At 29.5% G+C, this 23,371-nt stretch carries 20 protein-coding genes and 2 tRNA genes; 13 read left to right on the top strand and 9 right to left on the bottom strand.

Going from position 1 to position 23,371, the window contains the following annotated elements; genetic code table 11:
* Window positions 1–59 precede the first annotated feature (59 nt).
* Genes porU through R3342_RS12730 form a run of 5 tightly spaced genes read left to right on the top strand, consistent with a single transcriptional unit; the run spans window position 60 to window position 7,056 of the window.
* Window positions 60–3,872 carry a type IX secretion system sortase PorU gene (gene porU / locus R3342_RS12710; protein WP_318940736.1) on the top strand — a complete coding sequence of 1,271 codons (3,813 nt, stop codon included), beginning with the start codon at window positions 60–62 and terminating at the stop codon, window positions 3,870–3,872.
* Between the two features lie 36 nt (window positions 3,873–3,908).
* Window positions 3,909–5,051: a type IX secretion system outer membrane channel protein PorV gene (gene porV / locus R3342_RS12715; RefSeq protein ID WP_318940737.1), complete on the top strand. Its 1,143-nt coding sequence runs from the start codon at window positions 3,909–3,911 to the stop codon at window positions 5,049–5,051.
* An 18-nt stretch (window positions 5,052–5,069) separates the two neighbouring features.
* Window positions 5,070–5,552, top strand: a complete 483-nt coding sequence (cdd, locus tag R3342_RS12720) for a cytidine deaminase (RefSeq protein ID WP_318940738.1) — start codon at window positions 5,070–5,072, stop codon at window positions 5,550–5,552.
* Window positions 5,553–5,563: 11 nt separating this feature from the next.
* Window positions 5,564–5,944, top strand: coding sequence for a group III truncated hemoglobin (locus R3342_RS12725; protein WP_318940739.1), 381 nt, complete (start codon window positions 5,564–5,566; stop codon window positions 5,942–5,944).
* 47 nt (window positions 5,945–5,991) lie between these two features.
* Window positions 5,992–7,056, top strand: coding sequence for a 3-oxoacyl-ACP synthase III family protein (locus R3342_RS12730; RefSeq protein WP_318940756.1), 1,065 nt, complete (start codon window positions 5,992–5,994; stop codon window positions 7,054–7,056).
* A gap of 54 nt (window positions 7,057–7,110) precedes the next feature.
* Here the strand turns inward: R3342_RS12730 and pafA are convergent, their stop codons facing one another.
* A complete protein-coding gene (gene pafA, locus R3342_RS12735) occupies window positions 7,111–8,790 on the bottom strand; it encodes an alkaline phosphatase PafA (protein ID WP_318940740.1) in 1,680 nt (559 codons plus the stop codon).
* Window positions 8,791–8,918: 128 nt separating this feature from the next.
* Between pafA and R3342_RS12740 the strand changes: the two genes are divergently transcribed.
* The 4 genes from R3342_RS12740 (at window position 8,919) to R3342_RS12755 (ending at window position 10,684) form a co-directional block, all read left to right on the top strand.
* The gene (locus R3342_RS12740) at window positions 8,919–9,659 is read left to right on the top strand and encodes an ABC transporter permease (RefSeq protein WP_318940741.1); all 741 of its coding nucleotides are present in this window, start codon (window positions 8,919–8,921) and stop codon (window positions 9,657–9,659) included.
* Window positions 9,660–10,427 (top strand): ABC transporter ATP-binding protein, encoded by a 768-nt coding sequence (locus R3342_RS12745; protein WP_318940742.1) that lies wholly within the window; start codon window positions 9,660–9,662, stop codon window positions 10,425–10,427.
* A 63-nt stretch (window positions 10,428–10,490) separates the two neighbouring features.
* Window positions 10,491–10,563: transfer RNA gene (locus R3342_RS12750), tRNA-Lys, on the top strand.
* 40 nt (window positions 10,564–10,603) lie between these two features.
* Window positions 10,604–10,684: transfer RNA gene (locus R3342_RS12755), tRNA-Tyr, on the top strand.
* 30 nt (window positions 10,685–10,714) lie between these two features.
* On the opposite strand, the gene R3342_RS12760 is transcribed toward R3342_RS12755, so the two are convergent.
* The 6 genes from R3342_RS12760 to R3342_RS12785 are packed head-to-tail and all read right to left on the bottom strand — an operon-like array spanning window position 10,715 to window position 17,107.
* Complete coding sequence (locus R3342_RS12760; protein ID WP_318940743.1) at window positions 10,715–12,142, bottom strand: DUF389 domain-containing protein; 1,428 nt, start codon at window positions 12,140–12,142, stop codon at window positions 10,715–10,717.
* Window positions 12,143–12,156: 14 nt separating this feature from the next.
* The gene (locus R3342_RS12765; RefSeq protein WP_318940744.1) at window positions 12,157–13,233 is read right to left on the bottom strand and encodes a mannose-1-phosphate guanylyltransferase; all 1,077 of its coding nucleotides are present in this window, start codon (window positions 13,231–13,233) and stop codon (window positions 12,157–12,159) included.
* Between the two features lie 10 nt (window positions 13,234–13,243).
* On the bottom strand, window positions 13,244–13,828 hold the full coding sequence (locus R3342_RS12770) for a SprT-like domain-containing protein (protein ID WP_318940745.1): 585 nt from the start codon (window positions 13,826–13,828) through the stop codon (window positions 13,244–13,246).
* A 3-nt stretch (window positions 13,829–13,831) separates the two neighbouring features.
* The gene (locus R3342_RS12775; RefSeq protein WP_318940746.1) at window positions 13,832–14,512 is read right to left on the bottom strand and encodes an SDR family oxidoreductase; all 681 of its coding nucleotides are present in this window, start codon (window positions 14,510–14,512) and stop codon (window positions 13,832–13,834) included.
* 3 nt (window positions 14,513–14,515) lie between these two features.
* Window positions 14,516–16,030 carry a hypothetical protein gene (locus R3342_RS12780; protein ID WP_318940747.1) on the bottom strand — a complete coding sequence of 505 codons (1,515 nt, stop codon included), beginning with the start codon at window positions 16,028–16,030 and terminating at the stop codon, window positions 14,516–14,518.
* A 42-nt stretch (window positions 16,031–16,072) separates the two neighbouring features.
* Window positions 16,073–17,107, bottom strand: a complete 1,035-nt coding sequence (locus tag R3342_RS12785; protein WP_318940748.1) for a glutaminyl-peptide cyclotransferase — start codon at window positions 17,105–17,107, stop codon at window positions 16,073–16,075.
* Between the two features lie 118 nt (window positions 17,108–17,225).
* Between R3342_RS12785 and R3342_RS12790 the strand changes: the two genes are divergently transcribed.
* From R3342_RS12790 to R3342_RS12800, 3 genes are all read left to right on the top strand, one after another.
* Window positions 17,226–17,477 (top strand): type B 50S ribosomal protein L31, encoded by a 252-nt coding sequence (locus tag R3342_RS12790; RefSeq protein ID WP_318940749.1) that lies wholly within the window; start codon window positions 17,226–17,228, stop codon window positions 17,475–17,477.
* 175 nt (window positions 17,478–17,652) lie between these two features.
* The gene (locus R3342_RS12795) at window positions 17,653–18,759 is read left to right on the top strand and encodes a nickel-binding protein (protein WP_318940750.1); all 1,107 of its coding nucleotides are present in this window, start codon (window positions 17,653–17,655) and stop codon (window positions 18,757–18,759) included.
* 121 nt (window positions 18,760–18,880) lie between these two features.
* The gene (locus tag R3342_RS12800) at window positions 18,881–19,255 is read left to right on the top strand and encodes a group 1 truncated hemoglobin (RefSeq protein WP_318940751.1); all 375 of its coding nucleotides are present in this window, start codon (window positions 18,881–18,883) and stop codon (window positions 19,253–19,255) included.
* 95 nt (window positions 19,256–19,350) lie between these two features.
* On the opposite strand, the gene R3342_RS12805 is transcribed toward R3342_RS12800, so the two are convergent.
* Window positions 19,351–20,616 (bottom strand): pyruvate dehydrogenase complex dihydrolipoamide acetyltransferase, encoded by a 1,266-nt coding sequence (locus tag R3342_RS12805; RefSeq protein WP_318940752.1) that lies wholly within the window; start codon window positions 20,614–20,616, stop codon window positions 19,351–19,353.
* 1 nt (window position 20,617) lies between these two features.
* Complete coding sequence (gene pdhA / locus R3342_RS12810; protein ID WP_318940753.1) at window positions 20,618–21,610, bottom strand: pyruvate dehydrogenase (acetyl-transferring) E1 component subunit alpha; 993 nt, start codon at window positions 21,608–21,610, stop codon at window positions 20,618–20,620.
* Between the two features lie 509 nt (window positions 21,611–22,119).
* Between pdhA and R3342_RS12815 the strand changes: the two genes are divergently transcribed.
* On the top strand, window positions 22,120–23,371 hold a 1,252-nt coding region (locus R3342_RS12815; protein WP_318940754.1), incomplete at its 3' end, for a PKD domain-containing protein.

Consider the following 23,371-nt stretch of genomic DNA (forward strand, 5'->3'; position numbering starts at 1 on the left):
ATTATACGTAATGTTGTATTAAATTAAAAATAACCTATAAAATTGGTGTTACTGCAATAATGAAACTTAGAATTAGACTTTATTTTTTAATTTGTTTTTTAATTGTAAATTCAATTTTTGGACAACAAAAAATATTAAAATCATTTCAACTTAACTGGCAAAATAATGTAAGTTTTAAAGTTGGTAATAAGCAAAAAATCACCACTAGTATTGTTGCTGGAAATTTTATTGATAAAAATTTAAATCCAACATTCAACACAACATGGAAAGTTAGTGATGGCAATGTGTTGAGTTCGTTTTTAATAAAAAATGTTAAGTATCAGATAGTTTCAAAAAAAGAATTTAACTCACTTTTACTCACCAAAATACCAAATAAAATAAATGCTAGTTTTCATATAGTACATGCAAGAAATAAAACTTTAGCGGTTTTAAATTTAATTCCTTTAATTTATGAGAATTCTCAATTAAAAAAGATTGTTTCTTTTGATATTGAATATATTACTAATATAAAGGCAGGAAAAAATGCAGCAAAAACATCAACACTTAAAAACTCTGTTTTGGCAACCGGTACTTGGTATAAATTTGCTATTGATACTACAGGCGTTTATAAAATAGACAAAACATTTTTACAAAAGTTAGGAATAAATACTGCTAACATAAACCCTAAAAACATTAAAATATTTGGAAATGGCGGACAAATGTTGCCATTTAAAAATAGTGATTTTAGGTATGATGGATTACAAGAAAATTCCATTTACGTTAAAGGGGAAGATGATAATAGTTTTGACGATTCAGATTATATTTTATTTTATGGAAAAGGACCAAATACGTGGAAAAGTAAAGGTTCAGCAAGTTTACAAGACATGTACCATCAGGAAAATATTTTTTCAGATAAATCCTATTATTTTATTACAATTGGGGAGGATAATGGTAAACGAATTATAGCACAACCTCAGGTTGTAACAGCAGCAAATCAACAAATTAATACTTACGATGATTTTACTTTTTTTGAAAAAGATGAGGTAAATTTATATGCGGCAGGTCAGCAGTGGTTTGGGGATTCTTTTAATATAGAAAATACACATACGTACTCTATTCCTTTTGAAAATATTGATAATTCACAAGATATATTGGTTAGAGCTCGTGGAGTTGCGGAATCTGGGTTAGCGTCTCAATTTCAAATTTCTGTTAATAATCAACCATTATTTGATATTAATATTCCAGCTAATAGTGGCTTAACAAAAGCTTATGCTATTGAAAATTCTAAATCTGTAAATGTTTCTGGAAATGCTGTAAACGTTTCTGTAACTTACAACAATGGAGGTAATCCTTCAGCAAAGGCTTATTTAGATTACATTGAAATTTTAGGAAAAAGGAAACTAATAGCAAATGGAAAACAATTTGGATTTAGAAATTTTAATATTTCCAATTCTAATGATGTATTTGAATATGTAATTGAAAATTCAAATAATATTAGTAAAGTATGGAATGTAACCGATTATATTAATCCAACAAATATTGAAAACCAATCTACTACTTCTTCAAATTTCACTTTTAAAGTTAATGGAGGAAGTAATAAAGAGTATATAGTTTTAAATGAGGATGATTATTATACGCCTGAAATTATTGAAAATAATCTAGTAGAAAATCAAAACCTACATAGCTTAACTAATTTAGATTATATTGTAATTACTCCAGATTTTTTAAAAGATGAAGCACAACGGTTAGCAACTTATCATCAACAAAATGACAATCTAAAAGCTAAAGTAATATCTCTTAATCAAATTTATAATGAATTTTCTTCTGGCTCTCCTGATATAACTGCTATTCGCGATTTTGTTAAACATTTATATGATAATTCCACCACTAATACAATTAAATATGTTTGTTTATTTGGGGACGCTTCTTATGATTACAAAGATAGAATAGGAGGTAATAATAATATTGTACCAACCTTTGAAGCATATGATAGTTTTAATTTAGCTACTTCATTTGTTACCGATGATTTTTACGGAATGATGGATGCAAATGAAGGAGAAATGCAAAATTTTGAAAAGCAAGATGTGGCTACAGGAAGAATTCCAGTTTCAGATGCCTTACAAGCAAAGGAAGTTGTAGATAAAATATTAAATTATAATAGTGCAAATGCTTTTGGAAGCTGGAGAAATCAGATCACTTTAGTTGCAGATGATATTGATGCCTCTGGAGAAGAAACTTTAGAAATAAATTTAGAAAAATTAGCAGATACTATTGCATTTAAAAAACCAATATTTAATTTAAAAAAGATATATATAGATGCTTATCAACAAGAATCTTCAGCGGGAGGTAATAGATACCCAACGGTAAATACAGATATTTCAAATCAAGTAGAAAAAGGAACATTAGTAGTAGATTATTTTGGACATGGAGGAGAAGATGGTTGGGCTGCTGAACGAATTTTAGAAGTTCCAGATATCCAAAATTGGAAAAATGAAAATAAATTACCATTATTTGTAACAGTAACCTGTGAATTTTCACGATTTGACAATCCTTTGCGAAAAACGGCTGGAGAATATGTTTTATGGAATTCTAAAGGAGGCGCAGCATCATTAATTTCTACAACTCGAGAAATTTTTATAAGTGTTGGAGAAGCTCTAAATAAAACGTTAATGAAACCACTTTTGCAATTTAATAATGAAAATTATTCTATTGCCGAAAGTTTAATGATTACAAAAAATCAGTTTTCAACTAATCAACGTTATTTTATCTTTTATCTAGGCGATCCAGCAATGCGTTTAAATGTACCAAAACCTTCAGTTAAATTAACTAAAATGAACGATGTTTTATTAACGCAAAGTATAGATACTATTAAGGCGCTTTCTCATATTAAGTTTGATGGAGAGGTAACTAATTTGTCTGGTTCAAGAATAAACGATTTTAATGGAGAGTTTGAAGTTACGGTTTATGATAAACCAGTTTCTAAAACAACTTTAGATAATGATCATCATAATATTACGATGCAATTTGACGCCATTGAAAGTAAAATTTTTAGTGGCAGATCTAAAGTAGAAAATGGCTTGTTTACTTTTGATTTTGTAGCGCCGAAAGATCTGAAAATAGCATATGGAAAAGGTAAATTAAGTTTGTATGCATTTGATGCTGTTCAAGATAAATCTGGAGCAAATTTTAATGTAGTAGTAGGAGGTATAAATGCCAACGCTCCAGAAGATAACACAGGCCCAACCATACAATTATATATGAACGATCTAAATTTTGTAGACGGTGGAAACACTAATGAATCTCCATTATTTATAGCAGTTCTTCAAGATGAAAATGGAATAAATACTTCGTTAACAGCAGTAGATCATGATATAGTAGCAATTTTAGATAATGATGAAGCAAATCCAATTGTATTAAATGATTACTATCAAACCGAATTAAATAACTATAAAAAAGGGCAGGTAAATTATCCGTTTAGAAATTTAGCACCAGGGTTACACACAATAACATTAAAAGCTTGGGATACATACAATAATCTTACCGAAGCATCGTTTACCTTTTTTGTAGTTGATGATAGAGATTTAGTTTTAAGTAATGTGCTTAATTATCCAAATCCGTTTGTAAATTATACCGAATTTTGGTTTAATCACAATAAACCAAATGAAGAATTAAATGTTCAAATTCAAATTTTTACAATTTCAGGTAAATTGGTTAAAACAATTAATGAAACGGTACAAACCGTTGGAAACTTAACTAGAAGTATTTCTTGGAATGGTCTAGATGATTTTGGAACAAAAATTGGAAAAGGAGTTTACGTATATAAATTAAAGGTTAGTTCACTTAATTCAAATACAACGGCACAAAAAACAGAAAAATTAGTAATACTTCAATAATAATTAAGATATTTGTTAAGAAAAATTACCCAATAAATGAAAAAAATAATTGTATTATCTTTAATGATTTTAGTAACCTATACTAAAAGTAACGCACAAGATACCCCAAATCCAATTACAACTGCAGCTCCTTTTTTATTAATAGCACCTGACGCTCGAGCGGGAGGTATGGGTGATATTGGTGTTGCAACTTCACCAGATTCGTATTCTCAACATTGGAATCCTTCGAAATTTGCATTTATGCCGTCACAATTTTCAATAGGGGTTGTGTATACTCCTTGGCTAAGACAGTTAACTAGCGATGTTTTTTTAGGTGGCTTTTCGTTTGCAAACAGAATTGACGATAGAAGTGCTTGGGCTACAAGTTTAAAATATTTTAATTTAGGACAAATTGATTTAACAGATATAAATGGCGCTCCGCAAGGAACGGAAAAATTAAATGAATTTTCATTAGATGGGTCCTATTCCTTAAAACTAAGTGAGACCTATGCAATGGGAGTTACTATGCGATATATTCGTTCAGATTTAGGAATTAAATCCGCAAACTCAACTATAAATCCAGTAAATACTTTTGCTGTAGATATTTCAGGTTACTTTCAATCGGATGAAACTAATTATGGAAACTTTAATGGTGTTTGGCGCGGAGGTTTTAATATTTCTAATATTGGACCAAAAGTATCGTATTCTGATGATGGCCAAGATAATTACATCCCTACAAATCTTAAAATTGGTGGAGGTTTTGATTTTATTTTAGATAGTTTTAATAAGGTAAGCGTAAACTTAGAGATTAATAAGCTACTAGTTCCAACACCTAGTGTTTCAATTAAAAATGATGGGAATCCACCTTACAGACAGGAAGATGTGAGCTTTTTTAGTGGAATATTTAAATCTTTCGGAGATGCTCCAGGAGGATTTAGTGAAGAGTTAAAAGAATATACTTGGGCACTAGGAGCTGAATATATGTATGATAATTCTTTTGCTCTTAGAGCAGGGTATTTTAATGAAAGTGATTTAAAAGGAGCTAGAAAATATTTTACAATAGGTACTGGATTTAAATTTAAAAGCACAAGATTAGATATGTCATATTTATTTAATGCTTCTGATATTAATAACCCATTAGAAAATACACTTCGTTTTTCTCTATCTTTTGATTTTGGAGAATTATTTGAAGTAAATTAATCGTTAATTTTTTTGTTAATGAAAAAAATTGAAATAAAAACAGCAATCACTGTTTTTGATTCGTTTGATGAACTTTTAGAAGATGATAAAAGTTTAATGAATGATGCTATAAAAGCAAGACAAAATGCTTACGCTCCGTATTCTAAATTTAGTGTCGGAGCTGCATTATTATTAGAAGATGATACAATTGTTATAGGCAATAATCAAGAAAATGCTGCGTATCCTTCGGGGATGTGTGCAGAACGAGTAGCAATTTGGAATGCATCTTCTCAATACCCAAATAAAAAAGTAATTAAATTAGCTATTTCTGCTAGTTCTTCTACTCATATTGTAAAAGAACCTGTAGCTCCTTGTGGTGCTTGTAGACAAACATTATCAGAGTATGAAATGAAGCAAAAAGAGCCGATAGAAGTATTTTTTATGGGAGAAGAAGGTAAAATTATCAAAACTTCATCAGTATTAGACTTGCTTCCAATAGCTTTTGATAAATCATTTTTATAAGTTTTTTGAAAATGGATATTACTTCCAAGGAAAATTTGTATAATTTAGTATCGCTATTTTATAAAAAATTATTGGCAGATGATTTATTAAAGTCATTTTTTATAAAATTTGAAAACCCTCAATTTTTAGAAGAGCATTTACAAACATTGGTTAAATTTTGGAGTCAAGTATTGTTCTATACAGGTGATTATCAAAATAATGCAATGCAACCGCATTTTGTTATTCATCAAAAAACACCTATTAAAAAAGAACATTTTAAACAATGGTTATTTCATTTTAATAATTCGGTAGATGAATTATTTAAAGGAGATAATGCTCATGCAATAAAATCAAGAGCAGTATCCATAGCAACAGTTATGGAAATAAAAATAGTAGAAATGCAAAAGAAATAAATACTAAAACTTTATATTTACCAGTTCAAATTCAGTATTATATGCCTATGTATTCAAAAATAACAGGAATGGGAAGTTATATTCCTACTATAGTTAAAAAGAACGAAGATTTTTTAGAAAACGAATTTTTAAATGAAGATGGTACGCCAATGAATTACCCTAATGAGGTAGTTATTGATAAATTTAAAGCCATTACCGGAATTGAAGAAAGACGTTATGCAAGCTCAAATTTAAACTCTTCTGATTTAGGTTATTTGGCTGCTAAAAAAGCAATTGAAGACGCAGGAGTTAATCAAGAAGAATTAGATTATATTATACTAGCTCATAACTTTGGAGATGTTAAAAACTCTGCAATACAAAGTGATATATTACCTAGTTTAGCATCTAGAGTTAAGCATAGACTAGGAATTAAAAATCCTAATTGTGTTGCGTATGATATATTATTTGGTTGTCCAGGATGGATTCAAGGAGTTATTCAAGCAGAAGCATACATTAAAGCAGGAATGGCAAAAAAATGTTTGGTAATTGGCTCAGAAACATTATCAAGAGTTTTAGATATGCACGATAGAGATTCTATGATATATTCTGATGGTGCTGGAGCATGTGTTATAGAAGCTACAGAAGAAGAAAATTCAGTTGGAATATTGAGTAGTGCGGCACAAACGGATACATTTGATGAATGTTATTATTTATTTTTTGGAAATTCATTTGATAAAACTGAAAACCCAGATGTTAGATACATAAAAATGTTTGGTAGAAAAATTTATGAATATGCGTTAAATAATGTGCCAAACGCAATGAAAAAAGCTTTAGATAAAAGTAATGTAGCTATAAAGGATGTGAAAAAGATTTTTATACATCAGGCTAATGAAAAAATGGATCAGGCAATTGTTAAACGTTTTTATAGATTGTATAAAATGCCTATGCCTAAAAACATTATGCCAATGAGTATTCATAAACTTGGAAACAGCTCCGTAGCAACTGTACCAACGTTAATTGATATGGTTAATAAAGGTTTGGTAAAAGATCAAGAAATAAATAAAGGCGACGTAGTTATTTTCGCATCAGTTGGTGCAGGTATGAATATTAACGCAATAGTTTATAAATATTAAGTAAAGCAAATTAGTATAAAAAAACTCTCTAATATTAGAGAGTTTTTTTATGTTTTATTTTAAAACTTCAATTATAGTTTGCCCAGTACATCCATCGGGTTCATTAATATTTAATAACGATGAAATTGTTGGTGCTATATTTGTAATAGGATAATACACATTAGAACTTCCTTTTTTAATACTGTTTCCATAAAAAATTAATGGAACATGAGTGTCATAATTATAACCAGATCCGTGTGTGGTTCCTTTTTTGCCGTAACTTACAACTCCAGGTGTTGGTACAAATAAAATATCTCCAGAAAGTTTTTGGTTATATCCATTTTGAATAGTTTGCATTAATCCTGATGAAAAATTAGCTGTTTGTAATGTATGGGCTGTAACTGATTTGTACACTTTATCAAAGTTAATAATTTCATCTGCAATAATTTGAGCTACTTTATTAACGTCTAATCCTAAGGCTTTTATTTCTTCTTTGTTTAAAAATATTTGATAGTTAGAAATGTTTTCAACTATTTTATCAGAATTGAAATATTTTAGGGTAGTGGCTTTTACATACTTTTTAAACTCTTCTGATTTAAAATATCCACTTGGAATTTTTAAATCGTTTAAATAAGAAGGGTTTGGAACAGCAGCATGATCTGCGGTTAAAAACAATGTATAATTTCCTTTTCCTACATGTTCATCTAAAAAGTTCAATAACGTTTCAAGTTCTTTATCTAATCGAATATAAGTATCTTCTAATTCTATGGCATTGGTACCAAATTTATGTCCAACATAATCTGTGCTTGAATAGCTAATTGCTAAAAAATCAGTGTAATTACTTTTTCCTAAATTTTCACCAGTAATTGCAGCTTCAGCAAAATCGGTTGTAATTGAATTACCGAAAGGAATTGCTTTTAACAAATCAAAATTATTATTGGTTTTTCTTAATTCTTTTAAGTTATATGAAAAAGTTGGCGTTGTTTTTCCTTTAAATAAACCTTCGTAATTATTGTTATCTGGTAATGATTCTGTGTAGGTAGAAATATCGTTAATGGTATTCCACGTTTGGTTTAAATAGTTATCTGCTTTTCCTGAATTATTAAAATTAACTACCCATTGTGGTAAAGTATTCATATAAAAAGTACTTGTTATAAATTTTCCAACATTATTTCCTTCAAACCAATAAGCTGCAGTTGCAGTATGGCCTGCAGGTAATATTGCGGATCTGTCTTTGAGTGCAATACCAATAGTTTTTCCGTGCATATTTTGGGCTAATCTTACTTGATCTGTTATGGTGGTAGTTAGCATTCTTTGAGGAGATTTGTTACCTCCATAAGTTGCTCCTACAGTTTTGTAATTAGCATCATTTACACAATAAATAGATTTTTTTTGATATTTATCATACCAATCGTTTGATATAATTCCGTGGTTTGTTGGAGTTGTTCCTGTGTAAATTGAAGTATGACCAACTGCAGTATATGTAGGAATATAATTGTAATGTGCATTTTTTAAATCATAGCCATTAGTTAGTAACCTTTTAAAACCACCTTCTCCAAATTTATTATAAAATTTAACTAAATAATCATATCGCATTTGGTCAACAACAACACCAACTATAAGTTTAGGTCTTTTTTGAGTAATTTCACTTTGTAAATTGTTTTGTTTTACAGCAGTTGCAGTTAAATTAGATTTTACCGAAATACAATTTGTAAACAAAAGACTTACAGTAATTAATAAAAATATTTTCTTCATTTTTAAAATTATTTTAGTTACTTAATAATGCTTCAAAAGTATGGCTTTTTTTAAACCTGTTTGTTTTTTTTGTTACAAAAATATTTTACCTAACATTAATTTAATATTTTAGCCAAAAAGAAATTTTAATGAACTATATAGAGCATATTGGAAAGTATTTTATTATGCTAAAGCAAGTATTTAAAAAGCCACAAAAATGGTCAGTTTTTAAAGAAATGCTTTTTAGAGAAGTTGAAGATCTAGGTTTAAAATCATTAGGTATTATTACTTTTATTTCTTTTTTTGTAGGAGGAGTTGTAGCTATTCAGACCGCTTTAAATGTTGATAGTCCATTTATTCCAAAGTATTTAATAGGTTTTGCTACTAAAAGATCTATGATTTTAGAGTTTGCGCCTACTTTTATGAGTATCATTCTGGCTGGTAAAGTAGGATCTTATATCTCGTCTAGTATTGGAACTATGAGGGTTACAGAACAAATAGATGCTTTAGATGTTATGGGGATTAATTCACTAAATTATTTAGTTTTACCCAAAATTATAGCAGCATTGTTTTTTTATCCTTTATTAATATTATTAGCCATGTTTTTAGGAATTGTTGGAGGATATTTTGCGGGAGTTTTAACTGCGTTGTTTTTTAGTGAAGACTATATTTATGGAATACAATTAGATTTTAACCCCTATTTTGTTAAGTACGCAGTTATAAAAACGTTAGTATTTGCCTTTGTTATTGCTACTATACCATCATACCATGGTTATTATGTTAAAGGTGGTTCTTTAGAAGTTGGTAGAGCAAGTACCCAAGCAGTTGTTTGGACCAGCGTAGTAATTATTTTGTTAAATTATTTCTTAACTCAAATGCTTTTAGGATAAATGATTGAAGTAAAAAATTTATATAAAGAATTTGATGGTACTCCAGTTTTAAAAGGAATATCTACAACTTTCGAAAAGGGTAAAACCAGTATGATAATTGGGCAAAGTGGTTCTGGAAAAACCGTTTTTTTGAAATGCTTATTAGGATTACATAAACACGAAAAAGGTTCTATAATATTTGATGGGAGAGATTATGAGGATTTAAAAGATAAAGAACATAGACAATTAAGGCAAGAAATGGGAATGGTTTTTCAAGGAGGCGCTTTATATGATTCCTTAACAATAGAAGAAAATGTAATGTTTCCATTAAAAATGTTTACCAATAATTCTTTTGAAGACATGTTAGAAAGAGTAAATACAGTTTTAAAGCGTGTTAATTTAGAAAATGTAAACAGTAAATTTCCAGCAGAACTTTCAGGAGGAATGCAAAAACGGGTGGCAATTGCAAGGGCAATTGTGATGAATCCTAAATATCTTTTTTGTGATGAACCAAACTCTGGATTAGATCCAAATACCGCAACAGTAATTGATAATTTAATACAAGAAATTACTAAAGAATACCAAATGATAACTATTATAAATTCACATGATATGAATTCGGTAATGGAAATTGGAGAAAAAATTGTGTTCCTAAAAAACGGGGTAAAAGCATGGGAAGGAACGAATAAAGAAATATTTAAAACTGAAAATGAGGCGATTGTAGATTTTGTGTATTCCTCTAACTTATTTAAAAAAGTTAGAGAGGTTTATTTAAATGAAACTAAATAGAAAATAAGGTTGTTTTTTAAAAAATAACCTTATATATTTGCAGCCGCTAAAAAGGAAAAAGATGACCTGGTAGCTCAGTTGGTAGAGCACCTCCCTTTTAAGGAGGTGGTCCTGGGTTCGAGCCCCAGCCAGGTCACAATAGCTTCTCAAAACAGAGAAGCTATTTAGTTTAAAATGGTGAGATACTCAAGTGGCCAACGAGGGCAGACTGTAAATCTGCTGCGCAAGCTTCGGAGGTTCGAATCCTCCTCTCACCACAAAAAAATCGAGCAATTTGCTCGATTTTTTTAGTTTACAACCAAAGTATCTAGTTTAAGCCTAATTTTAAGCCAATTTTTTAATTGAAGTTTTTGTTGTTCTTTATTGGTAATAGAATCGTACCATTGAGTTTTAAACACCGTTAATGTGTCTATTTTATTAAAGTTAGTTTCTATTTGTTTTGCGTAACTCAAATTTGACAATCCAGTATAATTTATTTTAGCTTCTTTACTTATTTGTAAAAAAGGAATTTGGTTATTATAATAGTTGGTTAATTCTGTTTCTAAAACATTTATTTTAGCGTCTTTTTCTTTTATGGTTTCATCTCTTAAAGTAATTATTTTATGATTTTGTAAGTATAAATCTGTTAAGTTTTGTACTTCTTTGCGTAAATCGGAATCATCTTGTCCTTGTTGAATAATTAGTTGTGTATTTTGTAAGCCATAATCGGGTAATTTAGCTCTCCAATCCTCTATTTTTTCATTAGATAGTTTGGTGCCGTACACCACTAATTTTATGCTTTTATTTTCATAATTTATGTTATTATCTACTTCATCAATAATACTTATACCACTTTTTTTAATATCATCAATTAATTGTTGAGCAGACTGTTTGAATTGATTTTGATTAAATAAATTAATAAATAGATAAATGCTTCCTGTAAAAATTATTAAGGCAACAAAAGATGCTAAACGTGCTATTCTTTTTCTTTTAGTAGAATTAATATATTTAAGCATTGGAAAGCGTAAATATTTTACAATTACAAAAGTTGCCAAAGCAATAAATATGGTGTTAATAGTAAATAAGAAAAGTGCGCCACCAAAATAGCTGAAATTCCAAGTTGCTAACCCGTAGCCTGCAGTACAAAGAGGAGGCATTAATGCAGTTGCAATAGCTACACCTGCAATAGTATTAGTTTGTTTACTTCTTCTGCTTAGTGCAACTATTAATGCAAGTCCACCAGCAATTGCAATAAAAACATCGCGTACATCAGGAGCAGTTCTTGCTAAAATTTCTGGAGTTTCGTTTCTAAATATTGGAATTAAAAAAAACAAAAATGAGGTTCCTATACTTAATCCCATCATAACTCCTAAGTTAATTAGAGAACGCCTTAGGGTGTCAATATCATTAATACCAATAGATAAGCCAACACCTAAAATTGGCCCCATTAAAGGCGAAATAAGCATCGCTCCAATTACTACTGCCGTTGAACTTATATTGAGTCCAATAGAGGCTATTAAAATTGAAAATACAAGTACCCAAGCTGTGTGGCCTTTAATGGAAATATTGTTTTTTATATCTTCAATAGTTCCTTTTTTATCGGTATCATGTCTAATATCCAATAAATGGTATAAAAAATCTTTTATAACTGCCCAAACTGATTTAAACTCAACTTCTGAGTTTGGATTGTTGTTTTGCTCATTTTTGGGGGTAGATAGTCCATTTTTGGTTTCCATAGTATTGTTTTTAATTAAACATAAGTATCGCCAAATTCTTTTTTTACATTTTGTGTTATTTCTTTAATATCTTGTTCGTTACTTTTTGGGCAAATAAGTAATACATCTTCTTTTTCAACAATAATAAAATCTTTTAAACCCTGTATTACTACTTTTTTTCCAGATTGTGTAGCTAGCATATTGTTCTCAGAATCTCTATAAATAACATTTGCGCCAATACTTGCATTTTGTTGATTATCTTTTGGCAATTTTTCATATAAAGATCCCCAAGTTCCAAGGTCGTTCCAACCAAAATCAACCGGTAAAACAAACACATTATCAGCTTTTTCCATGATACCAAAATCGATAGAAATATTTTCAGATTTTTTATAATTAGTTTTAATAAATTCCTTTTCTGAAGAAGTGTTATAGTTTGTGTTTCCTTCTGCAAAAAGATCATACATTTTAGGCAAATGTGTTTTAAAGGAGTTTATAATGCTTTTTACACTCCAAACAAAAATTCCAGCATTCCAAAGATAATTTCCACTTGCTAAAAATTCTTTAGTCTTTTCTAAATTAGGTTTCTCTGTAAAATTTATAACTTTTTTAATAGAATCTTCTGAATGTTTAAATTGAATATATCCATAACCTGTATTTGGTGAGTTTGGAGTAATTCCTAAAGTGAATAATGCATCATTATTTTTGCAAAAATTAAAAGCTGTGGAAACGTTATTTAAAAATTCAGATTCATTTTCAATCCAATGATCAGAAGGAGCTATTATGATTACTGCATTAGGGTTTTCTTTGTAAATTTTTAAAGCGCTTAATAAAATACAAGGTGCTGTATTTCGCATTTCGGGTTCTAAAACTATTTGTTTAGTTGCAATTTCTGGAAGTTGTTTTTGCACTAAATCTGCATAATTTTCATTGGTAGCAATAAAAATATTTTCAGAAGGAATTAAACTTTCAAACCGTTTAAATGTTTGTTGAATTAAAGTATTTCCTTTACCTAACATATCATGAAATTGTTTAGGTAATTTTTTAGTGCTTATTGGCCAAAAACGAGAGCCAACACCACCAGCCATAATAACTGCGTAATAATTTTTGTTCATTTTAATTTTTTTATAGAGTAATTTCGGCATTTTGATTGAATAAATATACTTTTTTTGAAGCAATTTCTACACATTCAAAACGCGTTCTTCTTTTTATCCCTTTTTTGTAATTTTTGTTTTTAAAAGTAAAAATACTTCCTTCGGGTATTTCGAATATAAAATTTTTATCAGAAGTATTGTTGTATTGATTAAGTTCAAAAGTTAATTTCACATCTGAACCAGTACTTGCCTTTGGATTTTTTAAATAATTAGCTAGGCTAGGAAGTAATTTTTTAGGAAATATTGTTGGTTGTAAAAATGGTAACATTAAATGTTGAAAATTTAGTTTCCATTCTTTTCCGTGAGGTTTTACCGTTTTATGTTGTTGATGCGTTACAAAATGGGCAATTTCGTGTATAAGCGTTAGTAAAAACTGGTATTTATTTAAACTGTTGTTAATAGTTATTTGTAGAAATCCATTTTTAGTTTTTCTAAAATCTCCGTGTTTGGTAGTTCTTTTATTTACTATTTTTATAGTAATTGGATTTTTTCTAAGAATTTCTTCCACTAACGAAATAGAATTTTCGGGTATATATTTGTGTAAATCCTCTATCATAAATTAGGGAGTTGTTGAAGAAACTTGTAATATTTTTCCGTTATAAAATTTGTTTCCAGTTAAAGCAAAATTAAAAATATATGCTGCCATTTCAGCTGCAGTAATTGATGCTTTATATCCTGGAAATGCTTCTTCTAACATTTCGGTTTGTACGGCTCCTAAAGCTAAAGCATTAAAAGCAATTTGTTTTTCTTTAAATTCTTCTGCTAATAATTCCGTAAGTGTTAATAAAGCGCCTTTAGATGAACTGTAAGCTGCTAATCCAGGGAACTTAACACTTCCTTGAATGCCACCAATACTACTAATATTTACTACGTGACTGCCTTTTTTTAAAAAAGGAATAATTTGACGAGTTAGTTCAGCAACTGCAAAAACATTCACTTTGTAAACTTCTAAAAAATCATCAGAGGTTAATTTTTCAAAAGGTTTATTAATTAGTTTTCCTGCGTTATTAATTAAAATATCAACGGTTTTCCAATTATTGGTAATAAATTCGGTTACTTTATTTATTTCTTTTTCATCCGCTAAATCTACTGCAAGAGTTGTAATATTTTTTAAAGAAAGTGAACTTAATGTTTTTGTATTGCGCGAAATAGCTAATACATTATAATTGTTTTTTGCGAAAATTTGTGCCAATTCAAAACCAATTCCTCTGCTTGTTCCTGTAATAATTACGTTTTTCATTTACTAGTTAAAATTAATGTGTTGATAAGCCCCAATATCGGCAGGCGAGGAGCGAAGTATTCCTAAAATATCATAAGGTACTAATTGACTTGCTGTTTCCTCTGCATTTTGAATTCCATCAGAATTTTCTCCAATAATTAATTCGTTGTTATTGGGATTTTTAAAGTCGGCATTGCCATTTAAAATATTGTTCATGTAAAAACTGGTGTCTTCAAAATTATATTCAGCAATATCTGCATAGGTTTGGTTAAAATCGTTAAAACGAAGTAAATTATTTTTAAAATTATAATTAAAGTCGGCTCCTTCAGCTTTGTCTAAAATAAACTCAATACTATTATTACCATCAATAATACAATTGGTAAAATTGGCAGCTTGTAAATTTCTAGGTTCAATTACTTCGGTTCCATCTTTTATGTAAGTGAAATAATTATTAATTAAAACACTAGGAAATTGTCGTAAACTTTGATTCCAAAAATTAGCAAAAGTGGCATGCACAAAATTATAAGTTCCACCAACAGTACAAGCTAATGAAGATTGCCCACTATTATTTACTACTAAATTTTCTCCGTAAATATTAGTTTCTCTGCCTAAAATTCCAAAATTAGAACTATTATATATTTGAGAGTTTTTAATGGTTAGTGTTGGGTTATTATTTCCTATAGAATCAATTATTATTCCTGCTGAAGCATTTTTAATAATAGTATTCTCGATTAAATTATTTTTGCTTCCTGCACGTAACCAAATGGTTCCCCATTGACCAGGAACATTACTAAACTCTGGTTCTAATCTATCACTTTCAATATTAATGGTGTTATTGGTTTCACCATTCATAATCAGAGTCGCGTTTTTATCAATTATTAATCCAGAATTGGCATGAAAATAAATGTTGGCTCCAGCATTTACGGTAAGTGTTTTACCATTTGGAACAGCGCAATAACCATAAATTACATAAGGTTTTTCATTAGTAAAAGTTGTGTTGTCATCTAAATAAAACCCATTAACTTTAATTTCATTTCCTTCAGAATCTAACCCAATTTTAAGATTCTCCACTAAACCATTTGCATCTTTTGAAGGATATAAAAAATGTGCGTCTTGTACTAAAGTAACTAGTTTTACATCTTGTAATTTATCGCCGCTATCAAAAACAATAGAATCGGTATAAATTGGATTTGTAACTTGGTTAAAATCAATAGTAGTTTCAACAAAAACATACATACTATCTTTAGCTAATATTTCTACATCTTGAAATTGTTTGCCTGGAATTCCATCCACATTTAATCTGTATAATGAATTTTCTCCTCTTCCTAATTTTATGCTGGGAATAGAAATGGCATGGCTGCTTTTATTATAAACTTTTAAATTATAAGTGCTTGAACCAATATTTGTAAAAACGGTGTCTAAAAAAACAGTATCTTTTGAAAAAACAAGATTACCACTGCTTAATTCTGCAGAAAAATCTTTTCGGCAGGATGTAAAAGCAATTATACTAATTATTACTACAATTAAAAATTTACGCATTTTTAGAATGTTTTTATAAAAGTATAAATAATTAGTAATAGTTTATTTTTTTATTAATTGAATTTCATACAATTTACTCCAAAGTTTTCCAGTAACAAAAAGGCGATCATGTTCTTTATCATAAGCAATGCCATTTAAAACTTCATCAACATTATCAATAACTTGTTCATGTTCAATTTCAGTTTTTAAACTATTTAAATTTGCTACACCATCTACTTTTCCTGAAGTTGGGTCGATAATAATTAAAGAGTTTAATTGCCATCTATTGGCATAAATTTTTCCATTTATATATTCTAATTCATTTAATTCTTCAACTTTTTGTGTATTAGTATAGGCTTCAATATAACTTTCTTCAGCAAGTGTATCTGGATTTAAAAACCAGATATTTTCAGTTCCGTCAGATTTTATTAATCGAGTTTTGTTGTGTGTAAGTCCCCAGCCTTCTCGGCTTTTTTTGTAATTAAAAGAACCTAGTTTTTTAAAAGTAGCCAAATCGTAAATAAACCCAACACCACTTTGCCAAGTAAGCTGATATATTTTATTGTTAAAAATAGTCATTCCTTCTCCAAAATATTTTTTATCTAAATCAACTTGTTGTAATACTTTACCAGTTTTTATTTCTACTTTTCTGATAGAGGAAGAACCTTTTCGGCCTGTGCTTTCATATAAATAACCATCATGATATTCTAATCCTTGCGTATAAGCTTTTGGATCATGAGGATAAGTGTTAATAATTTTACAAGTATAAAGTACTGGCGCAGAATCGGCCATAAAGTAAACCGGTTTTTCTACTTTTTTAGTCTTGTTTTCATAAAATACTAATGCAGAAATAGTATGCTTCCCTAATTTATATTTTGAAATAGGAATAGTTAAGCTTGAGTTTTCGGTTTTCAATTTTTTAGAATCGATAAAAAACTGAACGGAATCAATTTTTTTGTCATTTTTTTCTGACAATGAAATGGTTAAGCTTTTATTTACTTGAATTTTTTTAGGAGTTTTTAAAACAAATTTATATTCACTTTTGCATGAAATAAGCGAAATAAATATAATTAAACTATAAAAGGACTTGTTTAGCATAATAACTATGGAATTTTTTTAATTTTGTATAAATAAAATAAATTATTTGTTTGAAGTTTCAAAAATATAGTTAAATTTGCAGTCTCAAAAATAAAAATAGAATTAAAACGAGTTCACGATGAAAAAAGGGATACATCCAAAAAATTATAGAGTTGTTGCATTTAAAGATATGTCTAATGAAGATATTTTTTTAACTCGCTCTACAGTTAATACTAAAGAAACTATTGATGTTGATGGCGTTGAATACCCTTTAGTAAAATTAGAAATTTCAAGAACTTCACATCCTTTTTATACAGGTAAAACTAAATTAATTGATACAGCAGGACGTATTGATAAATTTAAAACTAAATATGCTAAATTTAAAAAATAAGCTTTAGTATTTTAAAATATTTAAAATCCTCAATGAAAATTGAGGATTTTTTTTGTTGCCTTTCTTACAATGGTTCTTAACTAAATTAATGTATTTATCTGTTATATAGTTTGTTATAATAATTATGATTTAAACATTGATGAAAAATTAGTATATTGCATGTAAAATTATTCGCATGCCAATATACATGGATCGTCATGATGTTTCTGAAACTGTTACAGCCGAAAATGTAGCACAATTGCATCAACAAGACTTAAAAGTTGAGCATAAGTTTGGCTGTAGAGGCTTAACATATTGGTTTGATGAAAAAAGAAAAACCGCTTTTTGTTTAATTGAAGCTCCTAATAAAAAGGCCGTTCAAAATATGCATAATCATGCACATGGAGAGTTGCCTCATAGAATAATAGAGGTTAATGATAAAATTGTTGAATCTTTTTTAGGTAGAATTGAAGATCCTGTTAAAGCTCAAAATACGGAACTAAACATTATAAATGATCCTGCTTTTAGAGCTATTATGGTTATAAAAACCAGCAGTTATTTAAATAGACTAGAGGGAAATCAGTTTAGTTTATTTATGCAAAAATTTCATAATAGTGTACTAAAATCCATAAAACATTTTAACGGAAGAATTGTAAAGAGAGACAATAATAATTATTTAGTTTCTTTTAAAATGATAAGTAACGCGGTTTCTTGTGCATTAAAAATCCAATACAATTTTAAATTTACAACTCCTAAATTTGATTTAAAAAACAGGAAGATTAAAATTGCTTTAAGCTCGGGTGTTCCAATTTCTGATGAAGGTGATTTTTTTGAAGAAGCAATTAATTTAGCAACAAGAATGTGTGAAGTTGTTAAAGATCAAATAGTTATTTCTAATGAAGTAAAAACTTTGTACGAAAGTGAAAACAGAAATGCAATTATTGATAAAGACTTGGTTAGAACATTAAAAATTTCAGAAGAAAAGTTTCTTACTTCGTTGATGGATTATGTAGATATTATTTGGAATAACCCAAATTTTAATGTAGATGATTTTAGTAAAGAGTTAGGGTATAGTAAATCGCAATTATATCGTAAGTTAATTGGTATAACAGGTAAAGCACCTAATAACTTTATAAAAGAATATAGGCTACATAAAGCTCTAGATTTACTTCATAAACAACACGGTAATATTTCTGAAATAGCCTATGAATCAGGCTTTAATAGTCCAGCCTATTTTTCAAAGTGTTTTAAGGATAAATATGATATTCTTCCTTCAAAATATTTACAACAACACATAGGATAGAGATTCATTTTTAGCTAAATGGTCCAAATTTGTACTTTTTTGAATTAAAAGTAGCGGTGTTTTTCTTTATATATTCTTAAAATGGGCTGTGATAAAATTACTAACCTAAAAATTAAATATTATGACAAAAACACTTTATGAACGCTTAGGAGGAAAAGAAGGTATTACTAAAATTGTAGAGGATACTGTGGAGGCACATATGAATAATTCAGCGGTAAATGCTAGATTTTTACCTTTAAAGGATAAACCAGAACAATTAGCAGTGATTAAACAACATACTATTGATTTTTTTAGTGCTGGAAGTGGAGGACCAAATATATATAAAGGTAAAGATATGGTAAATGCTCATACGGGGATGAATATTAGTCCAGCAGAGTATATGCATGTTATGGATGATATATTTACCGCTTTAGACAAAAACACTATAGATGAAGATTCAAAAAAAGATGTATTAGCTATTCTTTGGTCATTAAAAGGAATGGTAATATCTAAATAAAAATTACAATTTATATAGTACATAATTAATTAAAAATCCCATTGTTTTTGAAACAATGGGATTTTTAATTTTATAAAATAAAACAGTATTTGCAATTAAGCTAACATAGTAACAGGATTTTCAATATACTGTTTTAAGGTTTGTAAAAATGCCGATCCAGTTGCGCCATCAACAGTTCTATGATCACAAGCTAAAGTAACTTTCATAGTATTTCCAACTACAATTTCTCCATTTTTAACTACGGGTTTTTGAACTATAGCACCAACAGATAAAATTGCAGAATTTGGTTGATTAATAATGGATGTAAATTCTGAAATACCAAACATTCCAAGGTTAGAAACTGTAAAAGTACTTCCTTCCATTTCTGCAGGTGTTAATTTTTTTGATTTGGCTCTAATAGCTAAATCTTTAACTTCTGCTCCAATTTGAGTCATACTCTTTTGGTCAGTAAAAGGAATAACAGGTACTACTAATCCATCTTCAACTGCAACTGCAACACCAATATTTACATAATGGTTAATACGTGTTTTATCTTCAAACCACTGTGAGTTTACTTTTGGATGTTTTTTTAATGCCATAGCACTTGCTTTTACTACTAAATCGTTAAAAGAAACTTTAGTTTCAGGTAATTCATTAATAGCTTTTCTAGATGCAATAGCATTATCCATATCAATTTCCAACATTAAATAATAATGTGGAGCCGTAAATTTAGATTCAGCCAAGCGTCTTGCTATAGTTTTACGCATTTGAGAATTAGTACTTTCCTCAAAATTTTCTTGTCCAGAAATAACTGGCTGTGTAATAGTAGTATTTGCTGAGGTTGCACTTGGAGTGAAGTTTTCTACATCACGTTTTACAACTCTGCCATTATCTCCAGTTCCCTTAATATTAGCTAAGTTTATACCTTTTTCTGAAGCTATTTTTTTAGCTAGTGGAGAAGCAACTATTCTGCCTCCAGTTGAAGTTTGTTCTTGAGAAACATTTACTTGAACTGGTGCTTCAACTGTATTTTCTTTTGAGCTATTGTTTTCAACTACAGTTTTTGTTTCTTCTTTTTTTGGAGTTTCAACTGAAGCGTTATGCGATTGATTAAAATCTTTAATTAATGCTTCTACATTTTCACCCTCATCACCAATAATTGCAAGTAATGAGTCTACAGGAGCGCTTTCCCCTTCTTTTAAACCAATATGTAATAAAGTTCCTTCATTAAAGGATTCGAATTCCATAGTAGCTTTATCGGTTTCAATTTCAGCTAAAATATCTCCTTCGGATATTTTATCTCCCACTTTTTTTAACCACTGAGCAACTACACCTTCAGTCATGGTGTCGCTTAAACGCGGCATTGTAATAATTTCTGCCATTTTATTTATGTTTTAAAAACGGATAATCTTCTTGTTCATAAACAACGTCATACATAAGTTGTTTTTCTGGGAATGGGGATTCTTCAGCAAATTTTTGACATTCTGCAACATGGGTTTTTACTTCATCTTCCCATTCTTTAATTTCTTTTTCTGTTGCGTATTTTTTTGTTTTGATTATATCTAAAACTTGTGTTATTGGATCAATTTTTCGGTATTCGTCTACTTCTGCTTTAGTTCTATATTTCTGAGCATCACTCATAGAATGTCCACGATATCTGTAAGTTTTCATTTCCAATAAAGTTGGACCATCTCCTCTACGAGCTCTTTCTATTGCTTCTTCCATAGCTTCGGCAACTTTAACAGGATTCATTCCGTCTACTGGTCCACAAGGCATTTCATAACCTAAACCTAATTTCCAAATATCTTCATGGTTTGCAGTTCTGTTAACCGATGTTCCCATAGCATAACCATTATTCTCAATAATAAAAACTACAGGTAATTTCCAATTAATTGCCATATTAAAAGTTTCGTGTAAAGAACCTTGTCTTGCCGCACCATCACCAAAGTAAGTGAGAGTTACACCATCTCTTTCAAAATATTTATCGGCAAAAGCCAAGCCAGCACCTAAAGGAATTTGTCCTCCAACAATACCGTGACCTCCATAAAAATTATGCTCAGGAGAAAAAATATGCATTGAGCCACCCAATCCATGAGAAGTTCCAGTGTCTTTACCTAATAACTCGGCCATAACTTTTTTAGGATCAACTCCTAAGCCAATTGGCTGTACATGGTTTCTATAAGCAGTTATCATTTTATCATTTTCTTTCATAACGTGTAATGCACCTGCTAAAACAGCTTCTTGACCGTTATATAAATGTAGAAAACCTCTTATCTTTTGTTGAATATAAAGTGCGGCTAGTTTGTCTTCAAACTTCCTCCAAAACAGCATATCTTTATACCATTTAATATAGGTTTGTTTCGTTATTTTTTTCATTGAACTCTAAATTTTAGATTTTTAGTAGAATTGCAAAAATACTATTTTGTTGCATACCATAAAATAAAGCGTTCTATTTTTTACGATAATGTTTTCGTTATTGTTTTGAAATATTTAAAAAGCACTCATAAAATATAATATAAATTGATGGTATTTAGAGGTTTAAATAATTTTTTACTATATTTGAATTGAATTTATAACCAATTATAGTAAAAAAACTTCCATTTACATAGTTTTTATAGCAAATAATTAATTAGTTGATTAAGAGTAACAGATGTTACTTATATTTGTAATAGAAATTTTCTGTCAAGTGTCCCCACACCAAAGTGAATTTCCCCATAAAATCAAATTAAAATAGATGTTAAAACCCTTCTTTGTTGATAAACAGAGGGATGATTTAAATAATTTATAGATAAAAGTAAAATTATTATCTGTTTTAACTTATAAGTGTTTTAAGCCGATACTAACTAATTAAAAAGATATAAGTTCCCAAGCAAAAATCAATCATTATGAAAAGAAAATTACAATTACTCGTTTCGAAAAAATATAATAGGTTCTTTTATTACTTAAGCCTATTAGTATTTTTTGGGTTAGTATTTACTTCTAATTCATTGTTTTCTCAAACTCTTCCAACTTTGGATAATCCATTCCCTCCAGGATATCCAGATCTTAGAGATTGTAGCTATAGTTGTACAGCAAATAATGTACAAATTCAAAATGTATATCTTAGTGCAACTGACTTAAATGGAACACCTTTAGAGGATGTTGTTCCTACTTGTAATGCAGGGCAAGATAGTTATGATGTGATAATTTGGATGAATTATACACAGAATCAAGCTACTGATATAGATGAAGTAAGGATTTTTGGCACATTAACTATTGATGGTGTAAAACACGACATAAATCATTATATTGGAACACTTGCATCCACTAAAGGAAATCCAAATGGAGGTAAGGTTCCAATTACTACTACAACTCTAAATTGGACTTGTGGTTCAACTTTAGCATTTGATAATATATTAGTCGTATATGAATCATCAAAAATAGCTGATGAAACCACAACCTACGATTGTAAAAGTTATAAATCTTCACAATGTTATTTTGGAAACTCAACCTATTTTGCAGCACCTTTGGCTGTTCAATATGTTTATGAAGTTGATTGTACAGATGATACAGGTAGTAATTTAGTTAGTTTCGCATCAACTACAAATGGAGGAACACCTCCTTTTACTTATGCTTGGACGTTTAGTAATGGAGGAACTTCTACAGACGCAAATCCAACACATACTTACTTAATATCAGATGTAAATCCAAATGCAACATTAACCGTAACCGATTCAAAAGGAGTAACCAATTCATTTACTTATCCAGTACCAATTAATATTCCTGCTCACCTTACGGCTTCTGTTACTAGCCAAACAAATATAGATTGTAATGGAAATTCTAGCGGTTCTGCTACCGTTACAGCTACAGGAGGAACTCAACCTTATACATATTTATGGTCGCCTTCAGGAGGAACCTCTGCTACAGCTTCTAACCTTGCAGCAGGAAATTATACTTGTACAGTTACAGATAATAACTCATGTTCAGCAGTTGTGCAGGTAACAATCACAGAGTCTGTAGCACCATCCGCACCGACAAGTACAGGAGACATCACCGAGTGTGAAGCAAGTCCAATCCAGACATTAGATGCAAATGACGCATTAGCATCTAGCACAGGGGTAACTTGGTACGATGCAGCGACAGGAGGTAGTGTAGTAG

The organism is Lutibacter sp., assembly GCF_033723435.1.
Taxonomy (GTDB): Bacteria; Bacteroidota; Bacteroidia; order Flavobacteriales; family Flavobacteriaceae; genus Lutibacter.

Bases quoted from the DNA above. Each gene is read 5' to 3' on its own strand.
- R3342_RS12795 (WP_318940750.1), top strand. From the start codon at position 17,653: ATGCCAATATACATGGATCGTCATGATGTTTCTGAAACTGTTACAGCC.
- pafA (WP_318940740.1), bottom strand. From the start codon at position 8,790: ATGAAGAAAATATTTTTATTAATTACTGTAAGTCTTTTGTTTACAAAT.
- R3342_RS12740 (WP_318940741.1), top strand. From the start codon at position 8,919: ATGAACTATATAGAGCATATTGGAAAGTATTTTATTATGCTAAAGCAA.
- R3342_RS12805 (WP_318940752.1), bottom strand. From the start codon at position 20,616: ATGGCAGAAATTATTACAATGCCGCGTTTAAGCGACACCATGACTGAA.
- R3342_RS12800 (WP_318940751.1), top strand. From the start codon at position 18,881: ATGACAAAAACACTTTATGAACGCTTAGGAGGAAAAGAAGGTATTACT.
- R3342_RS12775 (WP_318940746.1), bottom strand. From the start codon at position 14,512: ATGAAAAACGTAATTATTACAGGAACAAGCAGAGGAATTGGTTTTGAA.
- R3342_RS12760 (WP_318940743.1), bottom strand. From the start codon at position 12,142: ATGGAAACCAAAAATGGACTATCTACCCCCAAAAATGAGCAAAACAAC.
- R3342_RS12780 (WP_318940747.1), bottom strand. From the start codon at position 16,030: ATGCGTAAATTTTTAATTGTAGTAATAATTAGTATAATTGCTTTTACA.
- porU (WP_318940736.1), top strand. From the start codon at position 60: ATGAAACTTAGAATTAGACTTTATTTTTTAATTTGTTTTTTAATTGTA.
- R3342_RS12790 (WP_318940749.1), top strand. From the start codon at position 17,226: ATGAAAAAAGGGATACATCCAAAAAATTATAGAGTTGTTGCATTTAAA.
- R3342_RS12745 (WP_318940742.1), top strand. From the start codon at position 9,660: ATGATTGAAGTAAAAAATTTATATAAAGAATTTGATGGTACTCCAGTT.
- R3342_RS12770 (WP_318940745.1), bottom strand. From the start codon at position 13,828: ATGATAGAGGATTTACACAAATATATACCCGAAAATTCTATTTCGTTA.
- cdd (WP_318940738.1), top strand. From the start codon at position 5,070: ATGAAAAAAATTGAAATAAAAACAGCAATCACTGTTTTTGATTCGTTT.
- pdhA (WP_318940753.1), bottom strand. From the start codon at position 21,610: ATGAAAAAAATAACGAAACAAACCTATATTAAATGGTATAAAGATATG.
- R3342_RS12730 (WP_318940756.1), top strand. From the start codon at position 5,992: ATGTATTCAAAAATAACAGGAATGGGAAGTTATATTCCTACTATAGTT.
- porV (WP_318940737.1), top strand. From the start codon at position 3,909: ATGAAAAAAATAATTGTATTATCTTTAATGATTTTAGTAACCTATACT.
- R3342_RS12785 (WP_318940748.1), bottom strand. From the start codon at position 17,107: ATGCTAAACAAGTCCTTTTATAGTTTAATTATATTTATTTCGCTTATT.
- R3342_RS12765 (WP_318940744.1), bottom strand. From the start codon at position 13,233: ATGAACAAAAATTATTACGCAGTTATTATGGCTGGTGGTGTTGGCTCT.
- R3342_RS12725 (WP_318940739.1), top strand. From the start codon at position 5,564: ATGGATATTACTTCCAAGGAAAATTTGTATAATTTAGTATCGCTATTT.